Raw genomic sequence first — 20,728 nt, forward strand, 5'->3', positions numbered from 1 at the left:
AGTAGAGCCCCGCCGCGATGAACCTCTCCAAGACGGTCTACTCCTCGTTCCTCCTCGCCACCATCGTCCTCGGCGCCGCTTGCGGCGGAGGCACGACCCCTGCTCCCGAGACGCCTGCGGATGCGCCGGCGGCCGCGCCCGCCCCGGCGCCCGCCCCGGAGCCCGCCCCCGCGGCCGCGCCCGCCCCGGCGGCCGACGCGGAGCCGAGCGCCAAGCCGGCCGCCGCCGAAGCCCCGAAGCCCGCGGCCGACGTCGTCGCGCCGCTCACCAAGCCGGCCTCGACGTATCAGATCGCTGGCAAGAGCCTGAGCGAGATCGAGCAACCGGATCTGCGCGAGGCCTTCAAGGCGAGCCCGTGGAAGACGGTCGACGGCACGAACAGCTACTTCGTCGAGGGCGTGTACGAGGCGCACACGTTCGAAGTCGCGAACGGCGCCAAGAAGGCGCGCGTGCGTCTGGTACGTCCCACGAAAAAGCCCGAAAAGTCGAACATCGCGAACCTCACGCCGCGCTCGCTCATCGACGGCGACGCGGCGAAGGAGCACGGGCTCGACGAGTTCAAGGGAGCCGCGATCGGCGTCATCGCGGACGAGCCGGCCGACGTGATCCTCGCGATCGCGCTGGAGAAGGGCACCGAGGCCGACGCCAAGAAGGCGCTCGCGACGGTGATCCCGCCCGCGGGCAAGGCGAAGAAGTAGCTCGCATCGCAGCAACGCCAGGAACCGTGCCCGCAGGGATACGGTCCGTGCTCCTCGTGTCGCGCTCGGTTCTCACCGTGTATTCGTCTGGCGGCACGCACTCGGAATGCGTCGTCGCAGAAGCGTGCCTCAGCCACCACAGCACGCCCTTCCGAGGGTATCGCGCACGACATCACGCGCGGTAGCTCGCTTCGCACCCTCTTCCTCGCTCGCCACCCACGCTTCGCAGACGCCGTGGGCACGTGGATTGCCTGGGCCAAGGCGCGAACGAGGAGCTTACCGTGAAAACGAGATTGTCGAAAAGGTGCTTTGGTCTCAGCGCTGCTCTCCTTCTTTGCGCCGCGCCCGCCGCCGCGCAGGATTCGGTGAGCGCGGACGCGGCCCAGGCGGGCAAGGTGCCGCCGAGCGACGTCAGGGTGGGCGGCTATGCGGGCGTGTTCTCGGCCTACGAGCGTGGCGCCACGGTGGGGATCCACGCGCAGTATCGGCTGGGGTTGTTCGAGGTCGGCGGGTTTGGCGAGGGAGGCACCGAGTTCATGAGCCAGTACGCCGGTTTCGGGGCGACGGCAGGGCTCGCGTGGCGCGCGCCCTTCGGCTTGCGCCTCACCGCGTGTGGCGCATTGGGGCTCCACGCCTATCAGAACGTGGGGGCGCGCATCTTGAGCCCCGATCCGGGGGCCGACGGGACCACGGCTTTCGCGGGTGCGCGCGTGGGCGCGAGTTATGTCTTCGGCCGCGGTCCGAATCACGTCGAGGTCGGGATGATGGGGCTCTATGAAGGGGATCTCGTTCGCACGACGGTGACCACGCATTACCAGGAAGTGGACTGGCTCGACGGCAATAGCCGTGAAGCGACGTCCACCCATACCGTCGGGACCGATCGATTCGGGGCGCTCGTCACCGTCGGCTGGACGCGCGACTTGCTTTGAACGTTTTCCGAGGTCAAGCGGCGTCTTGCTCCCAGGCGGCAGCGAGGGCGAGGATGCGCGCGTTTACGGAGACATTCTCGAGGAAGCTCCGACGCAGCTCGGGGTCCTCGATCTCCGTCGCGCGCGAAAGCAAGAGGTCGCGGGCCTCGAGCAGCACGGTCCGCGCGCGGGCGTGATTCCCCGTTGCGTGCAGCGCCTCGGCGTGGGTGAGGCGCAGGGCCATTTTCTGAGGTCCCCCCCCGCCGCACGCGTCGTGCTGCGCGGCCGCGTCCTCGATGAGGCGCAATGCCTCGTCCGTGCGCTGCTGCCCGAGGAGGACGGCCGCGAGCGTCGCCATCGCCGCGGAGTGCCAAAGTGGGGCGCCCGAGAGGATCTCGATGGCCACGCGCGCCTCTCGCTCCGCCGCGTCCAGCTCACCGGAGCGCAGGAGGATGGGGGCCAGCATCGCTCGGAGGAGGCCTAGCAGATAGAGGTTGCTGCGCGCGTACTCGGAGTCCCGGACGTTCTCTGCCAGCCGGCGTGCCTCGTCCAGAGCCCCGCGTTCCGCGAGCGTACAGGCGAGCAGGCACCTTCCCCAGACTGCATATACGGCGGGATCATCGTCGCCCCGAGGCAAGGCGCGCAGGTCCTCCTCCACGCGCGCGTACGCCCCGAGGTGCATGTACGACGCATCGATGCTCAAGCGGCCCCACGCCAGATGCCGCCGATCGCCGGCTTGCTCGTAGCTCTCCAGGCAGGCCTTGGCGGCCGTGAGGCTCGCCCAGAAATGACCCTCGTGGAGGAACTTCACGCTCCGCATTTCCTGCAGCTTGCCCCGGATCAAGGGATCGTTCTCCGCGATCCGGCTGCCCGTCTGCTCCATCCGCGCCATGCAGCGCTCGGCCAGGTCGCGCTTACCGAGCTGCATCAGGGCCTGATAGAGAAGCCCGAGAGCGTATACGAAATGCCTCGCGCTCTCCGGGCTCGGATCCACATCGAATTCGGCCAGCACGTCGTCGGAGACCGCGCTGGCCCCGTCGCGCAGCGTGGCGTTCATGACCTTGGATGCCTTTGCGGTGTACCAGAACGGCTCGCCTTTCGTCAGCCCGCGCAGGGCCTCGTCCATGTCCGGCAGGACGAGCGCCCAGTCCCCGATCCACCCGCGGACTTCGCCCCGGGCGAGCAAGAGTTCCGTACGCAGCTTCCCGGACGCGCCGCAGCCGACGCCACGCTCGGCGCAGGCAATCGCTCCGTGCAGGTCATTGGCCTGGAGCATCTGCCTCGCCGCCGCGAGATACCACGCCGCCGCGCGCTCTGGACTCTTTCCCCGCTCGAAATGCTCGGCCAGGCGCATCGCGTCTCCCTCGCCCCATTGCAGGAACCACTCCCCGGCGAGCCGATGCCCAAGCGTGCGGTCGGGCTCCGTCAGCATCGCATACGCGCCCTCCCGCAAAAGCGAATGCCGAAACGAATACTGCTCCTCACCAGGAAACCTGCTCGTCTCGCTGCGCTGCAACACCTCGCGTGTGGCCAGCATGTCGAGCCAATCGTGCGCGCCGAGCGCCTCGTCTCCACCGCCGAGGAGGTGCTCCACGCCGCCGCACCAGAACACCTCCCCGAATACGCTGGCCGCGCGCAGCACGCGCCTTGCGCCTGCTGGGAGGGCGGCGAGGCGCGCCTCGACCATCGCCAGCACGGTCTCCGGCAATTGCTCTCCATGCCCCTCGGCCACCGCCCGGATCAGCTCTTCCAGGAAAAACGGATGCCCCCCGGCGCGCTTGACGATCTGCGCAATCGTCCGAGGATCGACGGCGTCCCCGAGCGCGCTCCGAGCGAGCTCCTCGGCGGCCCGCGGGGTCAGCTCTCCCAGACGAATCTCGGACAACCCCCGCTCGGCCCATACCTTCGGGAAAACGTCGTGCACGTCGGGCCGACCGAACGCTGCCACGACGAGCGGCTTGCCTGCGAGATCCCGCAGCGCCGCGTCGACGAGTTTCACCGAGGGGAGATCGCCCCAGTGCAGATCCTCGAGGACGAGCAAGACCGGATGCGCGCCACACGCGGCGGCCATGAATTGCCGGAAGGAGGATTGAATCTGATCGGCCATGAGCCGCGCATCGAGGCGCGCGGCGCGAAGCCTTGCGCTGTCGGCATCGGGAAAGGACGTGCCCGTCATTTCGCCGAGAAACCCCGCCACGTGGCGCACCTCGGCCTCGGCCACATGGCGCGCGACCCGCTCGGTAAGCTTGCGCCTTCGCTCCTCGATGGGTTCGTGGCCGGCGACCGCGAACGCATAACGCAGGGCCGAGCCAACGAGGGAAAATGCCGACCCTTTGCTCATCGCATCTCCGCGCCCTATCCACACGTCGACCGCGGGATGATGCTGTAAGGCCGCGCGGACGAACTCCTGGCGAAGGCGTGATTTTCCGATTCCGGGCGGCCCAGTCACGAGCACCGCGCGCGCGACGCCCTCGCCGACGGATTCGTCGAGCAAGTCGAGGAGGGCGCGCAGCTCTCGTCCGCGCCCCACGAACGGGCTCGGTTTGCCGAGCAGCGTACGCGCCGCCGCGCTGACCTCCTCCTCGCGGTGGAGCTCGATCCCGCCCGGCCCACGCACCACCACGAGCCGCGCGTCGAAGAGCCCCGCGGTCACCTCGTCGACGAGCACCCAGCGCCCGGCCGCGCGCAGGAGCGCGGCGGCCCGATCGAGGACCTGTCCGACGGGCAAAGCCTCCGCGACCTCGCCGAGGCCGGTGGCCATCGCGATGGGCGCGTCCGGGACGCGCGGGCGCAGCCAGAGGGCGCACTGAGCGGCGCGCGCGGCAGCATCCGAGGCGCTCGTTGCATTCATGAAGACCACCAGCGTCGAGCCGTCCGCCAGCCATTCGATCCGTGCGCCAAACCGCTCGGCAGCCGATTCCAGAACCTCTTGGTACGCGCTCGTGTGCTCGGCGTCGACGTCTCCGGCCGGCGGGCCCACGGCGACGATACACAGCAATCGCTGCTCGCTCCTCGTCAGGGCCTCGGCGGGCGGCACCTCGGAGAGCCACGACCAAGCATCACGCGCATCGAGACAGGCGAGCGCCTCCGCGACCTCCCCCGCATCCGCGAGCCGATCGGCCGGATCCTTCGCGAGTATGCACGCGACCAGCGCTTCGAGTCGCACCGACACCTCGGGCCGGAGTTTTCGCAATGGCGGAGGATCTTCCAGCAAAACCTTCGCCAGGATGGCCATGACGTGTTCACCCTGGAATGCGGGCTGCCCGGTCAAGCACTCGAACAGCACAGCGCCGAGCGCGAATACATCGACACGCGCGTCGAGCGACGCCGAGCCACGCGCCTGCTCGGGCGCCATGTAGCTCGGCGTCCCGAGCACCACGCCCGTCCGCGTGAACCGTGGCGAAAGCGGCATGCGCGCGAGGCCAAAATCGAGCAATTTCACCCGACCCAACGCGCCATCCACGAGAAAGACATTGCTCGGCTTGATATCGCGGTGCACCACGCCACGCGCATGCGCCGTCGCGAGCGCCGAGGCCGCTGCGCTGATGACGGCGACGCTTTCCTCGACCGTGAGCCGCCCGCGCGCGAGCCTCTCTCCGAGGTCCTCGCCTGCAAGCCATTCCATCGCGAGGAAGGGCTCGCCCGCGCTGGTGACGCCGTGCGTGACGTACCGGACGATGCCCGGATGATCGAGCCCTGCGAGCACACGCGCCTCCATATCGAACCGCGCGATATCGTGGGGCTCCCGGTCATGGAGCACCTTGACGGCCACCGGCCCACCGGACAGGCGGTCGTGCGCCCGGAAGACCGAGCCCATTCCCCCCGAGCCGGTGACCCGCTCGATCACGAATCGATCGTCGATGACGTCCCCCGCCTGCATGCGCCCCTCGTGCGGAGGAACCTAAGGCGACGCGCGGGAGATGGCATACGAAGAGGCGCTTGCATTCCTTCGCAGTCCCAAAGCTAAGCGGCGTCCCGCTCCCAGGCCGCAGCCATGGCGAGGATGCGCGCGTTCTCGGGGATATTCTCGAGGTAGCTCCGGCAGAGCTCGGCGTCCTCGATCTTGGCCGCGCGCGACAGCAAAAGATCACGTGCTTCGAGCAGCACGGTCCGCGCGCGGGCGTGATGGCCCGTCGCATCGAGCGCCTCGGCGTGGGTGAGGCGCAGGGACATCTCATAGGGTCCGCTGCCGCCGCCGCCCGCGTCGCGCCGCGCGGCCACGTCCTCCGTGAGGCGTAGTGCCTCGTCCGCGCGCTGCTGCCGAAGGAGGATCGCCGCGAGCCTCGCCTCCGCCGCCGCGCGCCAGGGCGTGGTGCCCGAGAAAACCTCGGCAGCCGCGCGCGCCTCGCGCTCCGCCGCGTCGAGATCCCCGGAGCCCAGAAGGAGGGAGGCCAGCGTCGCTCGGGCGACGCCCAGCAAATAGGGATGGCTGCGCGCGTACTCGAAGTCGAAGAGGCCCAGGAGCTCTGTGCGCGCTTCCTCCAGGTTTCCCAGACCCACGAGCGCACAGGCCCAGATCCACTTCGCCCATACCCCATACGTGGTTGTCTCCTCGCCCCTCTGGAGCACGTTGCGCGCTTCCTGGTCCGCGCGCGCATACGCCCCGAGGCACAAGTAGCCCACGGCGACAAACAGGCGAGCCCAGAGCAGGTGCTGCCGTTCACCGGCCTCCTCGTAGCTCGCCAGGGCGGCTCTTGCTGCCCCCAGGGTTCCCCAGACATCCCCCTCGAAGTAAAGCGTCACGCTTCGAGCCTCGTACAGCCTGCCCCGAACCACGGGATCGTGCGCCGCAAGCGTGCTGCCGAGCTGCTCCATACGCGCCGCGCAGAGCTCGGCGAGGTCACGCCTGCCTTGCTGAATCAAAGTCTCCCACGCGAGACCGAGGGCATGCATGATCGGCCGCGCGCTCTCCGGGTCCGGCTCCAGGTCGACGAGCGAAAGCACGTCTTCCCGGTGCACGCCGCCCCCTGCGAGCGCAGGCGCGCTCGCGAGCTTCCACGCCATGGCCGTGCTCCAGAGCGGCGTGCGCGGCGTGACCAAGCGCAGGCTCTCCTCCATGCCCAACGCAAACGAGACCCAGTCCCCTCGCCACCCGTACGCCTCGCTGCGGACGAACAAAAGCGATGCACGAAGCTCGCCCGAGGCGCCGCAGCCGAGGCCGCGCTCTGCGCAGGCAATGGCCGCACGCAGATCCATCCCCTGGAGCATCTGCCTCGCCGCCGCGAGATACCACTCCGCCGCGCGCTCCAGGCTCTTTCCGCGCTCGAAATGCTCGGCCAGGCGCAACGGGTCTCCCTCGCCACGTTGCACGAGCCACTCCGCCGCGAGCCGATGCCCAAGAGCGCGGTCGGGCTCCGTCAGCATCGCATGAGCGCCCTCCCGCAAGAGCGAATGCCTGAACGAATACTGCGTTTCGCCTGGAAACCTGCTCGTTTCGCTACGCTGCACGACTTCGCGCGCGGCCAGCGTGTCGAGCCAATCGTGCGCACCGAGCGCCTCGTCCCCGCCGCCGAGCAGGTGCTCCACGCCGCCGCACCAGAAGACATCTCCGAATACGCTGGCAGCTCGCAGCACGCGCCGCGCGCCTGCGGGGAGGGCGGCGAGGCGTGCCTCGACCATGGCCAGCACCGTCTCCGGCAATTGCTCTCCGCGGCCCTCGGCCACCGCTCGGATCAGCTCCTCCAGGAAAAATGGATGACCCGCGGCGCGCTTGACGATCTGCGCGATCGTCCGAGGTTCCGTCGTATTTCCGAGCGCACTTCGGGCAAGCTCCTCGGCGGCACGTGAGGTCAGCTCCCCGAGACGAATCTCGGACAACCCACGCTCGGCCCATACCTTCGGGAAAATGTCGTGCACCTCGGGACGGCTGAAGGCTGCAACGACCAGCGGCCCGAAAGCGAGATCCCGCAGCGCCGCGTCGACGAGCTTCACCGAGGGAAGATCGCCCCAGTGCAGATCCTCGAGGACGAGCAAGACCGGATGCGCGCCACACGCGGCGGCCATGAACTGCCGGAAGGCGTTTTGAATTTGATCGGCCATGAGCCGTGCATCGAGGCGCGCGGCGCGGAGCTTCGCGCTGCCTTCGTCGGGGAAGGGCGTGCCCGTCATTTCGCCGAGAAACCCCGCCACGTGGCGGACCTCGGCCTCGGCCACGTAGCGCGCGACCCGCTCGGTGAGCTTGCGCCTTCTTTCCTCGATCGGCTCGTGACCCCCCACCACGAACGCATGACGCAGCGCCGAGCCAACGAGGGAAAACGCTGCCCCTTTGCTCATCGCATCGCCGCGCCCGACCCACACCTCGACTGCTGGATGACGCTGTCCGACTTCGCGAACGAACTCCTGGCGAAGACGAGACTTTCCGATTCCGGGCGGCCCGGTCACGAGCACGGCGCGCGCAATGCTCTCGCCGATGGCTTCGTCGAGCAGGTCGAGCAGAATGCGCAGTTCGCGTCCGCGCCCCACGAACGGGCTCGGTTTGCCGAGCAGCGTGCGTGCCGCCCTGCTGATTTCCTCCTCGCGGTGGAGCTCGATCCCGCCCGGCCCACGCACCGCCACGAGGCGCGCGTCGAGCAGGCCCTCAGTCACCTCGTCCACGAGCACCCAGCGCCCCGCCGCGCGCAGGAGCGCGGCGGACCGATCGAGGACCTGTCCGACCGGGAGTCGCTCGTCGAGTTCGCCGAGGCCGGTGGCAATCGCGATGGGCGCGTCCGGGGCGCGCGGGCGCAGCCCGAGGGCACAACGCGCGGCGCGCGCCGCAGCATCGGAGGCACTCGCTGCATTCATGAAAACCGCCAGCATCGAGCCATCCGCCAGCCATTCGACACGTGCGCCAAATGGCTCCGCGGCCGATTCCAGCGCCTCTCGGCGCGCGCTCGTGTGCTCGGCGTCGATGTCTTCGGCCGGCGCGCCCACGGCGACGATACTCAGCAATCGCTGCTCGCTCCTCGTCAGGGCCTCGGCGGGCGGCACCTCGGAGAGCCACGACCCAGCATCACGCGCTTCGAGACAGGCAAGCCCCTCCGCGACCTCGCCCGCATCGACGAGCCGATCGGCCGGATCCTTTGCGAGCATACACGCGACCAGCGCTTCGAGCCGCACCGACACCTCGGGCCGAAGCTTTCGCACCGGCGGTGGATCCTCGAGCAGGACCTTCGCCAGGACGGCCATGACGTGCTCGCCTTGGAATGCGGGCTGCCCGGTCAAGCACTCGAACAGCACGGCGCCGAGCGCGAACACATCGACGCGTGCGTCGAGCGACGGCGCCCCACGCGCCTGCTCGGGCGCCATGTAGCTCGGCGTCCCCAGCACCACGCCCGTCCGCGTGAATCGTGGCGAAAGCGGCAAACGCGCGAGACCAAAATCGAGCAATTTCACCCGATCCAACGCGCCATCCACGAGAAAGACATTGCTCGGCTTGATATCGCGGTGCACCACGCCACGCGCATGCGCCGTCGCGAGGGCCGAGGCCGCCGCGCTGATGACGGCGACGCTTTCCTCGATCGTGAGCCTCCCGCGCGCGAGCCGTGCGCCGAGATCCTCGCCCGCGAGCCATTCCATAACGAGGAAGGGCTCGCCCGCGCTGGTGACGCCGTGCGTGACGTACCGGACGATGCCCGGATGATCGAGCCCTGCGAGCACATGCGCCTCCATATCGAAACGCGCGATATCGCGCGGCTCGCGGTCATGGAGTACCTTGACGGCCACGGGCCCGCCGGACCGGCGGTCGTGCGCTCGAAAAACCGAGCCCATTCCCCCCGAGCCGGCGACCCGCTCGATGACGAATCGATCGTCGATGACGTCCCCCGCCTGCATGCGTTCCCTGTGCGGAGAAACCTAAGGCGATACGCGGGGGACGGCATACGAGGAGGCGGTGGCAGGGAACTGCAGGAACGTGGCGACGACCTGGCTCGGATCACCAGCGCGGGCGCGGGGCGTTGCCCCGCACCCCAGCAGGGGGCTGTCCGCCCCCTGCACCCCGGACCAGGCACGGCCTGGACCGAGGGCCGAGAAACCGCGCGATGCGCGGTTTCTCGGACGGACCCGGGGCAAGACCACGAGCGCTGCGGTTTTGACTGGCAAGGTCGCCCGCTGGTCTTGCCACGACCTGTTCGATGAACTGCGCATCGCGCAGTTCATCGACCCCGGGTCCAGCGCTTGCGCAGGCCCCGGGTCCAGGGGTGGACAACCCCTGGTCGGGGTCCGGGGTGAAACCCCGGCGCTACGTTGCGACTCAGAATGCGCCTGCCACCCCGAACACCGTGTGACCGGGGCGCACGTCGATCACCGGCACGAGCGATTCCACCATGCTCGTGGCCCGTCGGGCCGTGTGCGGCTCCGGGGGCTCGTATGTCGAGAGGAAGGCTGCGTCGATGCCCACGCCGATCGCGGCGCCCACGTAGCTCATGGCCAGCATGTACTGAAAGTAAAAGCCGTCGCATTTCTCGAAGATGCACCCGACGGGCAGGGAGAGGCCGAGGGCCGTCCCCGTGATTCCGAGGTTCATCCCGAGCACCGCGAAGCCCCGGCCGACCCGCCCGTGTTTCCAGTGCACGATGGGCCCGCTCAGCACCATGCCGGTGAGCGCAGGCGGCCAGGCATACACGTGCACGCCGAAGAACACCGCCGGAACGGTCCCCACGCCGAGGGATGCGCCGGCGATCGTCAGCGTTTGCCAGCCGTACCAGACCTTGCGGGGCTGCTCGGCGGGCAAGACGACGTAGGAGGGCGGGGCCGCCTCCGCGGCGGAGGCAGATGTGGCGACGGCGAGAGCCGTCAGGATGGATGCCAGAAAGGGTCCCCGGATTCGCATGTCGCCTCACGAAAGAGCGTCTCCGGAGCAGGCGCGGATGTCAACGAGGAGCTGCTTCGCGCATCCGCTTGTGCTCTCGCTTCCGCCTCCATCCTTGACGCCCGAACGTGACCGACCGTACTCTGCCCAGAAACACGCTTCGCGCCATCGCGCCTGCGGAAGAGGGACCACGAAATGCAATTGCCCGACGTGAACGCATCGAGCGAGGGATACGAGAAGATCACCGACCATTTTCAAGGTGCGGTCGAGGGATGGTCCGACGCCGAGACCCTGACGGAGTCCCAGCGCGCGGCCATCGTCGAGGCGGGCGCAATCGTGGCGCAGGCTGCGGACGTGCTCGGCAGCGCCGTCGTCACGTGGCGGGCCGCGCAACGCGCCGCGACGAAGCTCCGGGCTCGTTATGGCATTCGTGACGCCATCCTCGACATGCGCATCATGGGCGTGAGCGACGCGATCCTGAATGGCCCCGCAATGCGGAGCCACGGGAACCCTCTTTACAAGCAGGTCTTTCAAGAGGGCACGGCCAGCGAGATCACCGAATCGAAGATCCGCGAGGAGCCGGATCTCGCGCAGCGAATCCTGGATCGACTCGACGGCCTCGACGACTTCCAGGGCAAGGCCGCAGCGCGTGCTTCCCTCCACCAGGCGATCAAAAAGAGCATGGCCGCCCGCGACGCGCTCGACCTCGCCGAGGCAGCGGAGAACCGGGCCGGCGACGCCGAGATCCAGGGGCGACTCGGCGTCCGGGCAGCGCTGGAGAAGGCCTACGGCACCCTGCGCGCAGCATTCCCAGGGCAACGCAGGCTCGTCGAGTCGTTCTTCCTCCGGCGCGAGCGCACCAAAAAGGGCCCCAAGGGGAGCGGCAGCGCAGGCGAAGAGGGCTAAGACAGCAAAAACTCGCCGCCAGAAGGCTCGACGTCGCCTTCGGCCCCCCCCAAACGGCGCCTCGAAGCCCCAGCCCGCTCCTCCGACCCCTCCAAACCTCCCCCCAACCCCCCGCCGCAGCATTCCTCCACCTCCAAACACGCGCAAGGGCATCCCCGCAAGCGTTCGGGCAGCTCCGAGCAGCGCGACGGCCCTCCTGGGCGTCGCTCGGGCATCCCCGACCCCCCGCACGACGGCTCCCGCGGGTGTTCGGACGTCTCCAAACGTCGCATCGAAGCCCCGGAGCGTGATTCGCGCACGCCCAAACGCGGCATCAGCCGGTCGAGGCGCGATTTGCCAGCATCACACGCCGCGCCGGGGCGCTGCCCCGGGCCCCGCGGGGGCTATTCGCCCCTCGACCCGAACCAGGGCAAGCCCTGGACCTTTGGGGAAGAACTGCGCGATGCGCAGTTCTTCCCACAGGCCGGTGGCAAGACCAGGGACCGCGTTGCCGGTCGAAGCCGTCTCGCTTGGCAAGGTCGCCCTTGGTCTTGCCTCGACCTGTTCGATGAACTGCGCATCGCGCAGTTCATCGACCCCGGGTCCAGCGCTTGCGCTGGTCCGGGTGCAGGGGCGGATAGCCCCTGCTGGGGTCTGGGGCAACGCCCCAGCGCGACGGCCTCGGCCTCGTTGACTGCCGTGCGAGGAGCGTGGTACGCGAACGCGGAAAATTCTGTTTTTCGTGGAGGGATCCGTGCTCGCCATCCGTAACCTCGGTAAGACCTACCCAAATGGCGTCCATGCGCTGAATGACGTCACCCTTGACATCCCGCGCGGCATGTTCGGCCTGCTCGGGCCGAATGGTGCTGGCAAATCGTCACTGATGCGCACGCTGGCGACGTTGCAGGAGGCCGACAGCGGCACGGCTACCCTGGAGGGTGTCGACGGCAAGAGCATCGATGTGCTGCGTGACAAGGACGCGGTGCGACGCCAGCTCGGCTACCTGCCGCAGGATTTTGGTGTTTATCCCAAGGTGAGCGCGGAGGACATGCTGGAGCATTTCGCCGTGCTCAAGGGGCTGACCCAGCGCAAGCAGCGCCGTGAGGTCGTGGATGGCCTGCTCCAGCAAGTGAACCTGTGGGACGTGCGTAAGCGCAAGCTCGGCACGTACTCGGGTGGCATGCGACAGCGCTTCGGCGTTGCGCAGGCGCTCCTGGGAAGTCCGCGCCTCGTCATCGTCGACGAGCCCACGGCCGGCCTCGATCCCGAGGAGCGCAACCGCTTCCTCAACCTGCTTGCCGAGATCGGCGAGAACGTTGCGGTCATTCTGTCCACGCACATCGTCGAGGACGTCACCGACCTTTGCCCGACCATGGCCATCCTGAACAAGGGCCGGGTGCTGCTGACGGGAAAGCCGAGTGATGCGATTGCGGCGCTCGAAAACCAGGTCTGGCGCAAGCAGGTCACGAAGGCGGCGTTGCCCGAATACGAGGCGCGCCATACCGTGCTCTCGACGCGGCTGGTGGCCGGCCGTCCGGTGATCCATGTGTTCAGCAGCGTGGACCCGGGGGACGGGTTCGAAGAGGTCGCGCCGAACCTCGAGGACGTGTACTTCCAGCTCCTGCGCGTGCAGGCCACCTGACGTAGGGCCGCCATGATCCGTGAACTCTTTCGCTTCGAGCTGCGCGAGCAGCTCCGTTCTCCGCTGCTCTGGCTCATTGCCGGCTTGTTTGGATTGCTGGCCTTTGGGGCGGCCGGCAGCGAGGCCGTCCAGATGGGCGGGAGCATCGGCAACGTCTTCCGCAATGCGCCGACGGTGCTCGCCACCTGGCTTGCGATGTTCACCTTGCTCGGGATGCTGGTCATCACGATCTTCATCAACAGCGCTCTCTTGCGCGACTTCGACCAGGGCACCGCGGAGCTATTTTTCTCGAGCCCGATCCGCAAACGCGATTACTTGCTGGGCCGGCTCGGCGCGGCGCTCACGGCGAGCCTGATCGTGTACCTCGTGGTCGGCCTGGGCATGTTCATTGCGCAATTCATGCCGTGGATCGATCCTGCGCGCCTCGGGCCGGTATCGCTCAGGCCCTACCTGTGGGCGTTCGTGGTGTTCGTGATCCCGAACCTGCTCTTCACCGGCGGGCTCCTTTCGCTGATGGCGGTGGTGACACGCAGCATCCTGTGGGTCTACATCGGCGTGATTGCGTTCTTCGTGCTGTACGGCGTGAGCTCCGCGCTGCTGCGCAACCTCGACAACGTCTGGGCAGCGACGTTGATGGATCCGCTCGGCACGCGCGCCCTCGAGCGCACCATCCGCTACTGGTCGGCGGAGGAGCGCAATACCGGCCTGCCGGCGATGGGGGGCTACCTCGCCGCCAACCGCGCGTTATGGACCACCATTGCCGCGGCGCTGTTTGCGGCGACGTTTGCGCTGTTCAAGACCGAGCGCAGCGGCACCGGTCGCCGGCGCTGGGGCCGGAATGCGAAGGTCGAGCCGCTCGCCGCGGCGGATCTCGCGGCCCGGCCCGTCGCCGTGGCGGCAGTGCAAAGGCCCGAGCCCGTGTTCACGACCCGCACGGTGTGGCGGCAGCTCCTGCAAAAGCTCCGCTTCGACACCACCGGCGTCCTCCGCAGCGTGCCGTTCCTCGTGATGCTCGCGTTCGGCATGGCCAACTTCATCCCGACCGCGCTGCTGCGCCGCACCATGTATGCCACACCGATTTACCCGGTGACCTCGCAGATGCTGTCTGCGCTGCAGGGCAGTTACAGCTTCCTGCTGGTGATCATCGTGCTGTTCTACGCGGGCGAGCTCGTGTGGAAGGAGCGCGGCGCGAAGATCCACGAGGTCACCGACGCGATGCCCGTGCCGAGCTGGGTGCCACTCCTCGCCAAGTTCGGGGCCCTGCTCTCGGTGATCGCCGCATTCCAGGTCATCGGCGCGGTCACCGCGATGCTCATCCAGCTTGCGAAGGGGTATACCGAGCTCGAGCCGCTCTTGTACCTGAAGACGCTGACGCTCGACTCCAGCGTGTATGTGCTGATGGGCGGCATGGCGTTGGCCCTGCAGGTGTTCAGCAACAACAAGTTCGTCGGGTATGCGCTGCTGATCCTCTTGCTCATCCTGCAGACTGCGCTCGGCCTGATCGACTTCACCCATCATCTCTACAACTTCGGTAGCTGGCCGATCGCGCCGTATTCGGACATGAACGGGTATGGCCACTTCTTGTCGCCGCAGCTTTGGTTCCAGGGGTACTGGGGCCTGCTCTTGCTTGCGCTCTTGCTCTTGTCGGTGGCGTTCTGGGTGCGCGGCAGCGTCGGCAGCCGGCGCGAGCGCTTCGTGGTGGCGCGGGAGCGGCTGCGCGGCCGGCTGGGTGCGGCGTTCGGGTTGAGCCTGCTTTCGTTCGCGGCCGTGGGCGGCTTCCTGTTCTGGAACACGAACATCCGCAACGACTACCGCTCGCCGGAGCAGAAGCTCGACCTTTCGGCGCGCTACGAAAAAGAATACGGCGCCTACAAGAATCTGCCGCAGCCGAAGATCAAGGCCGCGTCCATCCAGGTCGATCTGCGTCCCGAGACGCAGGTTCTGCGCGTCGATGGGGTCTACCGCGTGGAGAACCCACACGCCTCGCCGATCCAAGAGGTGCACGTCAGCCTCGCCGACGACAAGGCGCTCGTCGCAATCGACCTCGGCGACGCCGAACTCGTGAAACACGATGCCCCCCTGGGCTACCGCATCTATCGTCTCAAGCACCCGATACAGCCGGGCGGGGAGCGCGAGGTGCGCTTCCGCCTCGACTCTCACGCGAACGGCATCACCAACGAGGTACAGCAGACGCAGATCGTCGAGAACGGGAGCTTCTTCAACAATCGCATGTTCCCGCAGTTCGGCTACGACGAGGGCGCGCAGCTCGACGATCGGAACGACCGCCGCAAGCGCGGGCTGGGTGAGCCCACCCGCATGCCCAAGCTGGAAGACCAGGCGGCGCGCGCGAACACCTATATCGGCGACGATGCCGATTGGATCCTCTTCCATACCACCATCTGCACCGCGCCGGATCAGATCGCGCTCGCGCCGGGCTACCTGAAGGAGGAGTTCGAGCGCGACGGCCGTCGCTGCTTCAGCTACGCCATGGACCGACCGATGCTGAACTTCTATGCCTTCCTGTCGGCGCGCTGGAAGGTGAAGAAGGGGTTCTACAAGGAAGGCACGCCCGAGCAGATCCCGATCGAGATCTATTACGACCCCAAGCATCCGTACAACGTCGATCGCATGATCGAAGCGGTGCGCAAGTCGCTCTCGTATTACGAAGCCAACTTCACACCGTACCAGCACCGCCAGGTGCGGATCATCGAGTTTCCGGGGTACGCGAGCTTCGCCCAGAGCTTCGCCAACACCATTCCTTATTCGGAGTCGATCGGCTTCATCGCCGACCTGCGCGACGAGAGCGCCGTCGATTACGTGTTTTACGTGACCGCGCACGAGATCGCGCACCAGTGGTGGGCGCACCAGGTGATCGGCGCCAACGTGCAGGGGGCGACCGTGCTGTCGGAGTCGCTCTCGCAGTACTCGGCGTTGATGGTGATGGAGCAGGAATACGGCCGCGCCAAGATGCGACGCTTCCTCAAGGAGGAGCTCGACAAGTACCTCGCCGGCCGCGGCGGCGAGCGGGTCGAGGAGCTACCGCTGTACCGGGTGGAGAACCAGCAGTACATCCACTACCAGAAAGGATCGCTGGTGTTCTACCGCCTGCGCGAGGAGATCGGCGAGGCCACGCTCAATCGCGCGCTGAAGAAGTTCTTGCAGGACAAAGGGTACCAGAACCCGCCGTTCACGACGTCGGCCGAGCTTCTGGCGTACATCCGCGCCGAGGCCGGTCCGGCGCACGAGGCGCTGATCACCGACCTGTTCGAGAAGATCTGCTTCTACGACAACCGGGTGCAGGCGGCGACCGCACGCAAGCGCAGCGATGGCAAGTACGAGGTGACCCTCGAGCTCTACGCGGACAAGCGCTACGCCGACGGCAAGGGCAAGGAGACGGCGGGCGAGCTCGACGACTGGATCGAGGTCGGCGTCTTCGCGCGCGGCGAGTCAGGCAAGGAGGCGGACGAAGGGGTGCTGTACCTGGAGCGCCACCACGTGACCACGCAGCAAAAGGAGGTGACCGTCGTGGTCGACGCGGAGCCCTATGAAGCCGGCTTTGATCCAAACAACAAGCTGATCGACCGCGTGTCATCGGACAACCGCAAGCGCGTGGATCTCTAGGCCACCGCCGTCCCCGCGCGGGAGCCCCGCCTCCGCCCCCGCTTCCGCCCCCGCTCCCGCTTCCGCCCCCGCTCCCGCTTCCGCCCCCGCTCGCTTGGGTGTAGCGTCGCCCCCGCGATGAACGACGACCCGACCCCGGCCCCGAAAGCGGCCCCGAAGGCCGCTTCCGAGCCGCCCCCTGCCATGGCCGACGAACCCAGCATCGTGGGCGCCTTCCAAGTCCACGAGGCCGCCGCCGCGGCGGCTGCCGCCGACGCCGCCGCCGACGCCGCTGCGGCCGCCCACGGCACAGCCGCGAGCGCCGGTCATGCCGACGGCCACGCCCATGGCGGTCACGGCCACGGCCACGCCCCCGGCGCGCTCCCGGGCCTCGTCCTCGCCGCCCTCGGCGTCGTCTTCGGCGACATCGGCACGAGCCCGCTCTACGCCGTCAAGGAGTGCGTCACCCCGCCCCACGGCGTCGGGGCCAGCCCCGAGAACGTCCTCGGCCTCCTGTCCCTGATGTTCTGGTCGCTCAGCATGGTCGTCGCCGTGAAATACCTCACCTTCGTTCTCCGAGCGGACAACGAAGGCGAAGGCGGCACCATGGCGCTGCTTGCGCTCGTGCCCGAGAACCTCCGGCCGAAGAACAAGATGCACATCGGCTGGATCGCCGCCCTCGTCCTCTTCGGCGCGTCGCTCCTGTACGGCGACGGCGTCATCACCCCGGCCATCAGCGTCCTCAGCGCCGTCGAGGGCCTCGCGGTCGGCGCGAGCTCGCTCAAGCCCGCGGTCCTGCCGATCACCGTCCTCATCTTGCTCGGGCTCTTCTGGGTCCAGAAGCGGGGCACCGCCGGGATCGGCAAGGTCTTCGGGCCGATCATGATCCTGTGGTTCCTCACGCTCGCCGGCCTCGGCGCTTATTACGTCGCCAAGAACCCCGCCGTCCTCGCGGCGATCAATCCCGCGTACGCCGTCACGTTTTTCCTCGCCAACAAGTGGCATGCGTTCGTCATCCTCGGCTCCGTCGTCCTCTGCGTGACCGGCGGCGAGGCGCTCTACGCGGACATGGGTCATTTCGGCCGCAAGCCGATCACCTATGCCTGGTACGGCATGGTCATGCCGTCGCTCGTCCTCAACTACTTCGGCCAGGGCGCGCTCCTCCTCCAGCACCCCGAGGCGGCGGCAAACCCCTTCTTCTCCCTCGTTCCCAAGGGCCCGGCCACGTACGCGCTCGTCGCGCTCGCCACGGCGGCCGCCGTCATCGCCTCACAGGCCATGATCTCCGGCGCCTACTCCCTCACGCGGCAGGGCGTGCAGCTCGGCTTCTTGCCGCGCGTCCAGGTCAAGCACACCTCCTCGGAGACCGAGGGGCAGATCTACATCCCCGAGGTGAACTGGGCCCTGTTCGCCGCGTGCATGGTGCTCGTGCTCTCCTTCCGGGAGTCGTCGAAGCTCGCCTCGGCGTACGGCCTCGCCGTGACCGGCTCCATGACCATCACGTCGATCGTCTTTTTCGTCGTCGTGCGCGAGCGCTGGCACTGGCCGCTCGCGAAGGCGCTGCCGCTCCTCCTGCTCTTCCTCACGTTCGATCTCGCGTTCCTCGGCGCGAACCTGCTCAAGTTCTTCGATGGCGGTTACGTGCCGTTCCTCATCGCCTCGTTGATCTTCGTGTGCATGGCGATCTGGCGGAAGGGCCGCGCGCTGCTCGGGCAGGAGTTCAAGAAGCGCACGCGTCCGCTCTCCGAGGTGCTGGAAGAGCTGCGCTCCGAAAAGACGGCCGCCCGCGTGGACGGCGCCGCGGTCTTCCTCACGTCGAGCGCCGAAGAGGCGCCGCCCGTCCTGCTCCACCACGTCAGCCGCAGCAAGGCCCTGCAGAAGGTGGTGCTGCTCGTGACCGTGATTCCCGAGCGGATCCCGCGCGTGCCGCCCGAGAAACGGGTCGAGGCCTCGCTCATCGCCGACGATTTCTACCGGATCATCTTCCGCTCCGGTTTCATGGAAGACACGAACGTGCCGGTGCTGCTCGCGGTCGCGAAGGCCAAGCTCGGCCTCCGGATCGGGCCGGACGAGACGACGTACTACCTCGGCCGGGAGACCCTGCTCGCCACGGGCAAGGGAAAGATGGACAAGGTATCCGAGACGATCTTCGGTTTCCTGTCGCGCAACGCGACCGGGGCGACCAACTTCTTCAACCTGCCGCCGGAGCGCGTCGTCGAGCTCGGCATGCAGCTCGATCTTTGATGCCCGCACGTCCCCTGGGGTAACCTCGCGGCGCATGAGCAGTCGCGAGTCCCTCGCCGATCGGATAAAGGCGCGGCCCCAGCGCTCCATCCACGACGTCCTCGCCGTGATGGAGATCATCGACGGCGCCCTGCCGAGCGCCGACGGCGTGCACGCCTTCAACGAGCTCTACTTCCTCGTGACGGACCGAATCCGCGCCGAGCTCGATCGAGGGCGGTTCACCACGCCCGTGCTGCTCGAGGAGCTCGACGTGGTCTTCGCGACCCTCTACTTCGACGCCTTCCTCGCCGAGCTCCGCGCCCCCGGATCGTCGCCGCGCGCCTGGCAGCCGCTCTTCGAATCCCGCAGCGAGCGCTCGATCTCGCGGCTCCAGCACGCCCTCTGCGGCATGAACGCCCACATCAACCACGACCTCGCGATCGCCGTGGTCGAGACGTGCGGTCGCAAAGGCATCGAGCCGCGGCGGGGGACGGGGTTTTTCGACGATTACCTCCTCATCAACGACATCCTGGAGGAGGCGGAGAAGGTCGCGACGAAAAAACTCGCGACGGGGGTTTTTCGCGACGTCGAGGAGGCGCTCGGCCGGGTGGACAACGTGATGGCCATGTGGAGCGTCCGGCGCGCGCGTGACGCCGCCTGGGCCAACGCCGAGGTGCTCTGGGCCATCCGCGACAACGATCTGCTCTACGAGACCTTCCTCAAGACCATCGACCGCATGGCCGGGTTTGCCGGTCGAGGGCTCTTGCTTCCGAGGGGTTTCGGGGGAGAACCAGAGACGTGAACACGGAAGGCATGGGGACACGCGGGGGCAGGGTTCGAGGGGGCAGGCGGGAGGCGGCCGAGACCACCTGGTCGCATCCGTTGAACCCCGAGGCCGGCATGACGCCCATGCCGAGTGATCCACGCGAGGTCGAGGCGGCGCTCCGGGCAGGGAAGATTTCCCTGCGGCTCACGCCCTATTACGGGTTCCGGTACGGCGAGCGGGGCGTCCGGTTCACGCAGAGCGACAGCGCGTTCCTCGCGACCTTGCCCGAGCACAACGAGGCCACGATCAAGCGCCAGGTCGAGTGGCTCGCCGGCGTGCTCTCGAACCGCGGGATGCCGAGCCTCCTGCTCGAACAACACCTGCGCGTGCTCGCGCGCGAGCTCACGCGGGCCGTGCCGGAGAAGCGCGATTTTTATCGGGCGCTCTTCGTGGCATCCGACGGGCTCCGCTCGCGCCGGACGAAGCACATGCCGGAGAGCGCGGGCAGGCCCATCGGCGAGGCGTTTCCCGCGGCGGCGGGGCTACCGAACACGTGGCTCGCGCGGGGGACGGGGCACCTCTTCGTCGCCGCGGTGGCCGACGAGCGGGCGGGCATGCCGAACGCGGTGCCGAGCATCGAAGCCTTTTTCCTCGACGCGGCCACGTTCCCGCCGCGCTTCCTCGAGGCGGCGCGACAAACGATCAAGCGCGCGCGGGCGGCCTGACGGGCGGCCGATCCTCGAATCGGCCCTCCGTCCCTTTCGATCGCCAGCGCGGTGCGCCACGTTCCGCGGAGAGGGGACCATGGCCCGAACGAATCTCCGCGCTTCACTCGACCTCCCGTACGACGAGGCGCTGGCGAAGATCCCCCAGCTCCTGAAGGACGTCGGATTCGGCGTCCTCACGCGGATCGACATCGACGAGACGCTGCGCGCCCGACTCGGCGTGCCTTTCCGGCGGTATACGATCTTCGGAGCATGTAACCCCGTGCTCGCGCACCGGGCGCTGTCGGCCGATCCGGAGGTCGGCATCCTCGTGCCTTGCAACCTCGCCGTGTACGAGGACGACGACGACCGGACGATCGTGGTCATCATCGACCTGCTCGAATCGCTCGCCAACGACGAGGAAGCGGCGCTGCGCGAGGTCGCGGCCGAGGCCCGGACGAGGCTCAACCACTTGCTTTATTGCCTCTCGACGGTGACCCGCCGCGCCGCTTGA

General features: G+C 68.0%; 12 protein-coding genes. 9 read left to right on the forward strand and 3 right to left on the reverse strand.

The genetic code is table 11. The annotated features are described in order from the left end of the window. The first annotated feature begins 17 nt into the window (after positions 1 to 17). Both KEG38_RS49050 and KEG38_RS49055 read left to right on the forward strand, forming a co-directional pair. Positions 18 to 698: a hypothetical protein gene (locus tag KEG38_RS49050; RefSeq protein ID WP_272427883.1), complete on the forward strand. Its 681-nt coding sequence runs from the start codon at positions 18 to 20 to the stop codon at positions 696 to 698. Positions 699 to 979: 281 nt separating this feature from the next. Continuing rightward, complete coding sequence (locus tag KEG38_RS49055; protein ID WP_272427884.1) at positions 980 to 1,627, forward strand: hypothetical protein; 648 nt, start codon at positions 980 to 982, stop codon at positions 1,625 to 1,627. A 13-nt stretch (positions 1,628 to 1,640) separates the two neighbouring features. Here the strand turns inward: KEG38_RS49055 and KEG38_RS49060 are convergent, their stop codons facing one another. From KEG38_RS49060 to KEG38_RS49070, 3 genes are all read right to left on the reverse strand, one after another. Next, on the reverse strand, positions 1,641 to 5,486 hold the full coding sequence (locus KEG38_RS49060) for a serine/threonine-protein kinase (RefSeq protein ID WP_272427885.1): 3,846 nt from the start codon (positions 5,484 to 5,486) through the stop codon (positions 1,641 to 1,643). An 83-nt stretch (positions 5,487 to 5,569) separates the two neighbouring features. After that, positions 5,570 to 9,418 carry a serine/threonine-protein kinase gene (locus KEG38_RS49065; protein WP_272427886.1) on the reverse strand — a complete coding sequence of 1,283 codons (3,849 nt, stop codon included), beginning with the start codon at positions 9,416 to 9,418 and terminating at the stop codon, positions 5,570 to 5,572. A gap of 418 nt (positions 9,419 to 9,836) precedes the next feature. After that, positions 9,837 to 10,415 (reverse strand): hypothetical protein, encoded by a 579-nt coding sequence (locus KEG38_RS49070; RefSeq protein WP_272427887.1) that lies wholly within the window; start codon positions 10,413 to 10,415, stop codon positions 9,837 to 9,839. 174 nt (positions 10,416 to 10,589) lie between these two features. On the opposite strand from KEG38_RS49070, the gene KEG38_RS49075 reads away from it, so the two are divergent. From KEG38_RS49075 to KEG38_RS49105, 7 genes are all read left to right on the forward strand, one after another. Next, the gene (locus KEG38_RS49075; protein WP_272427888.1) at positions 10,590 to 11,300 is read left to right on the forward strand and encodes a hypothetical protein; all 711 of its coding nucleotides are present in this window, start codon (positions 10,590 to 10,592) and stop codon (positions 11,298 to 11,300) included. Positions 11,301 to 12,033: 733 nt separating this feature from the next. Next, a complete protein-coding gene (locus tag KEG38_RS49080; RefSeq protein WP_272427889.1) occupies positions 12,034 to 12,921 on the forward strand; it encodes an ABC transporter ATP-binding protein in 888 nt (295 codons plus the stop codon). 12 nt (positions 12,922 to 12,933) lie between these two features. Continuing rightward, positions 12,934 to 16,542, forward strand: a complete 3,609-nt coding sequence (locus KEG38_RS49085; protein ID WP_272427890.1) for an ABC transporter permease/M1 family aminopeptidase — start codon at positions 12,934 to 12,936, stop codon at positions 16,540 to 16,542. A 183-nt stretch (positions 16,543 to 16,725) separates the two neighbouring features. Next, complete coding sequence (locus KEG38_RS49090; protein ID WP_272427891.1) at positions 16,726 to 18,765, forward strand: potassium transporter Kup; 2,040 nt, start codon at positions 16,726 to 16,728, stop codon at positions 18,763 to 18,765. 34 nt (positions 18,766 to 18,799) lie between these two features. Further along, complete coding sequence (locus KEG38_RS49095; protein WP_272427892.1) at positions 18,800 to 19,546, forward strand: DUF5995 family protein; 747 nt, start codon at positions 18,800 to 18,802, stop codon at positions 19,544 to 19,546. Next, positions 19,543 to 20,235 carry a hypothetical protein gene (locus KEG38_RS49100; protein ID WP_272427893.1) on the forward strand — a complete coding sequence of 231 codons (693 nt, stop codon included), beginning with the start codon at positions 19,543 to 19,545 and terminating at the stop codon, positions 20,233 to 20,235. Before KEG38_RS49095 ends, KEG38_RS49100 begins: the two co-directional genes overlap by 4 nt. A gap of 79 nt (positions 20,236 to 20,314) precedes the next feature. Beyond that, entirely contained in the window at positions 20,315 to 20,728 is a 414-nt protein-coding gene (locus KEG38_RS49105; protein ID WP_272427894.1) for a DUF302 domain-containing protein, read from the forward strand.

Source organism: Polyangium jinanense (assembly GCF_028435265.1).
GTDB lineage: Bacteria > Myxococcota_A > Polyangia > Polyangiales > Polyangiaceae > Polyangium > Polyangium jinanense.

Bases quoted from the DNA above. Each gene is read 5' to 3' on its own strand.
- KEG38_RS49105 (WP_272427894.1), top strand. From the start codon at position 20,315: ATGGCCCGAACGAATCTCCGCGCTTCACTCGACCTCCCGTACGACGAG.
- KEG38_RS49050 (WP_272427883.1), top strand. From the start codon at position 18: ATGAACCTCTCCAAGACGGTCTACTCCTCGTTCCTCCTCGCCACCATC.
- KEG38_RS49090 (WP_272427891.1), top strand. From the start codon at position 16,726: ATGGCCGACGAACCCAGCATCGTGGGCGCCTTCCAAGTCCACGAGGCC.
- KEG38_RS49070 (WP_272427887.1), bottom strand. From the start codon at position 10,415: ATGCGAATCCGGGGACCCTTTCTGGCATCCATCCTGACGGCTCTCGCC.
- KEG38_RS49065 (WP_272427886.1), bottom strand. From the start codon at position 9,418: ATGCAGGCGGGGGACGTCATCGACGATCGATTCGTCATCGAGCGGGTC.
- KEG38_RS49060 (WP_272427885.1), bottom strand. From the start codon at position 5,486: ATGCAGGCGGGGGACGTCATCGACGATCGATTCGTGATCGAGCGGGTC.
- KEG38_RS49075 (WP_272427888.1), top strand. From the start codon at position 10,590: ATGCAATTGCCCGACGTGAACGCATCGAGCGAGGGATACGAGAAGATC.
- KEG38_RS49085 (WP_272427890.1), top strand. From the start codon at position 12,934: ATGATCCGTGAACTCTTTCGCTTCGAGCTGCGCGAGCAGCTCCGTTCT.
- KEG38_RS49095 (WP_272427892.1), top strand. From the start codon at position 18,800: ATGAGCAGTCGCGAGTCCCTCGCCGATCGGATAAAGGCGCGGCCCCAG.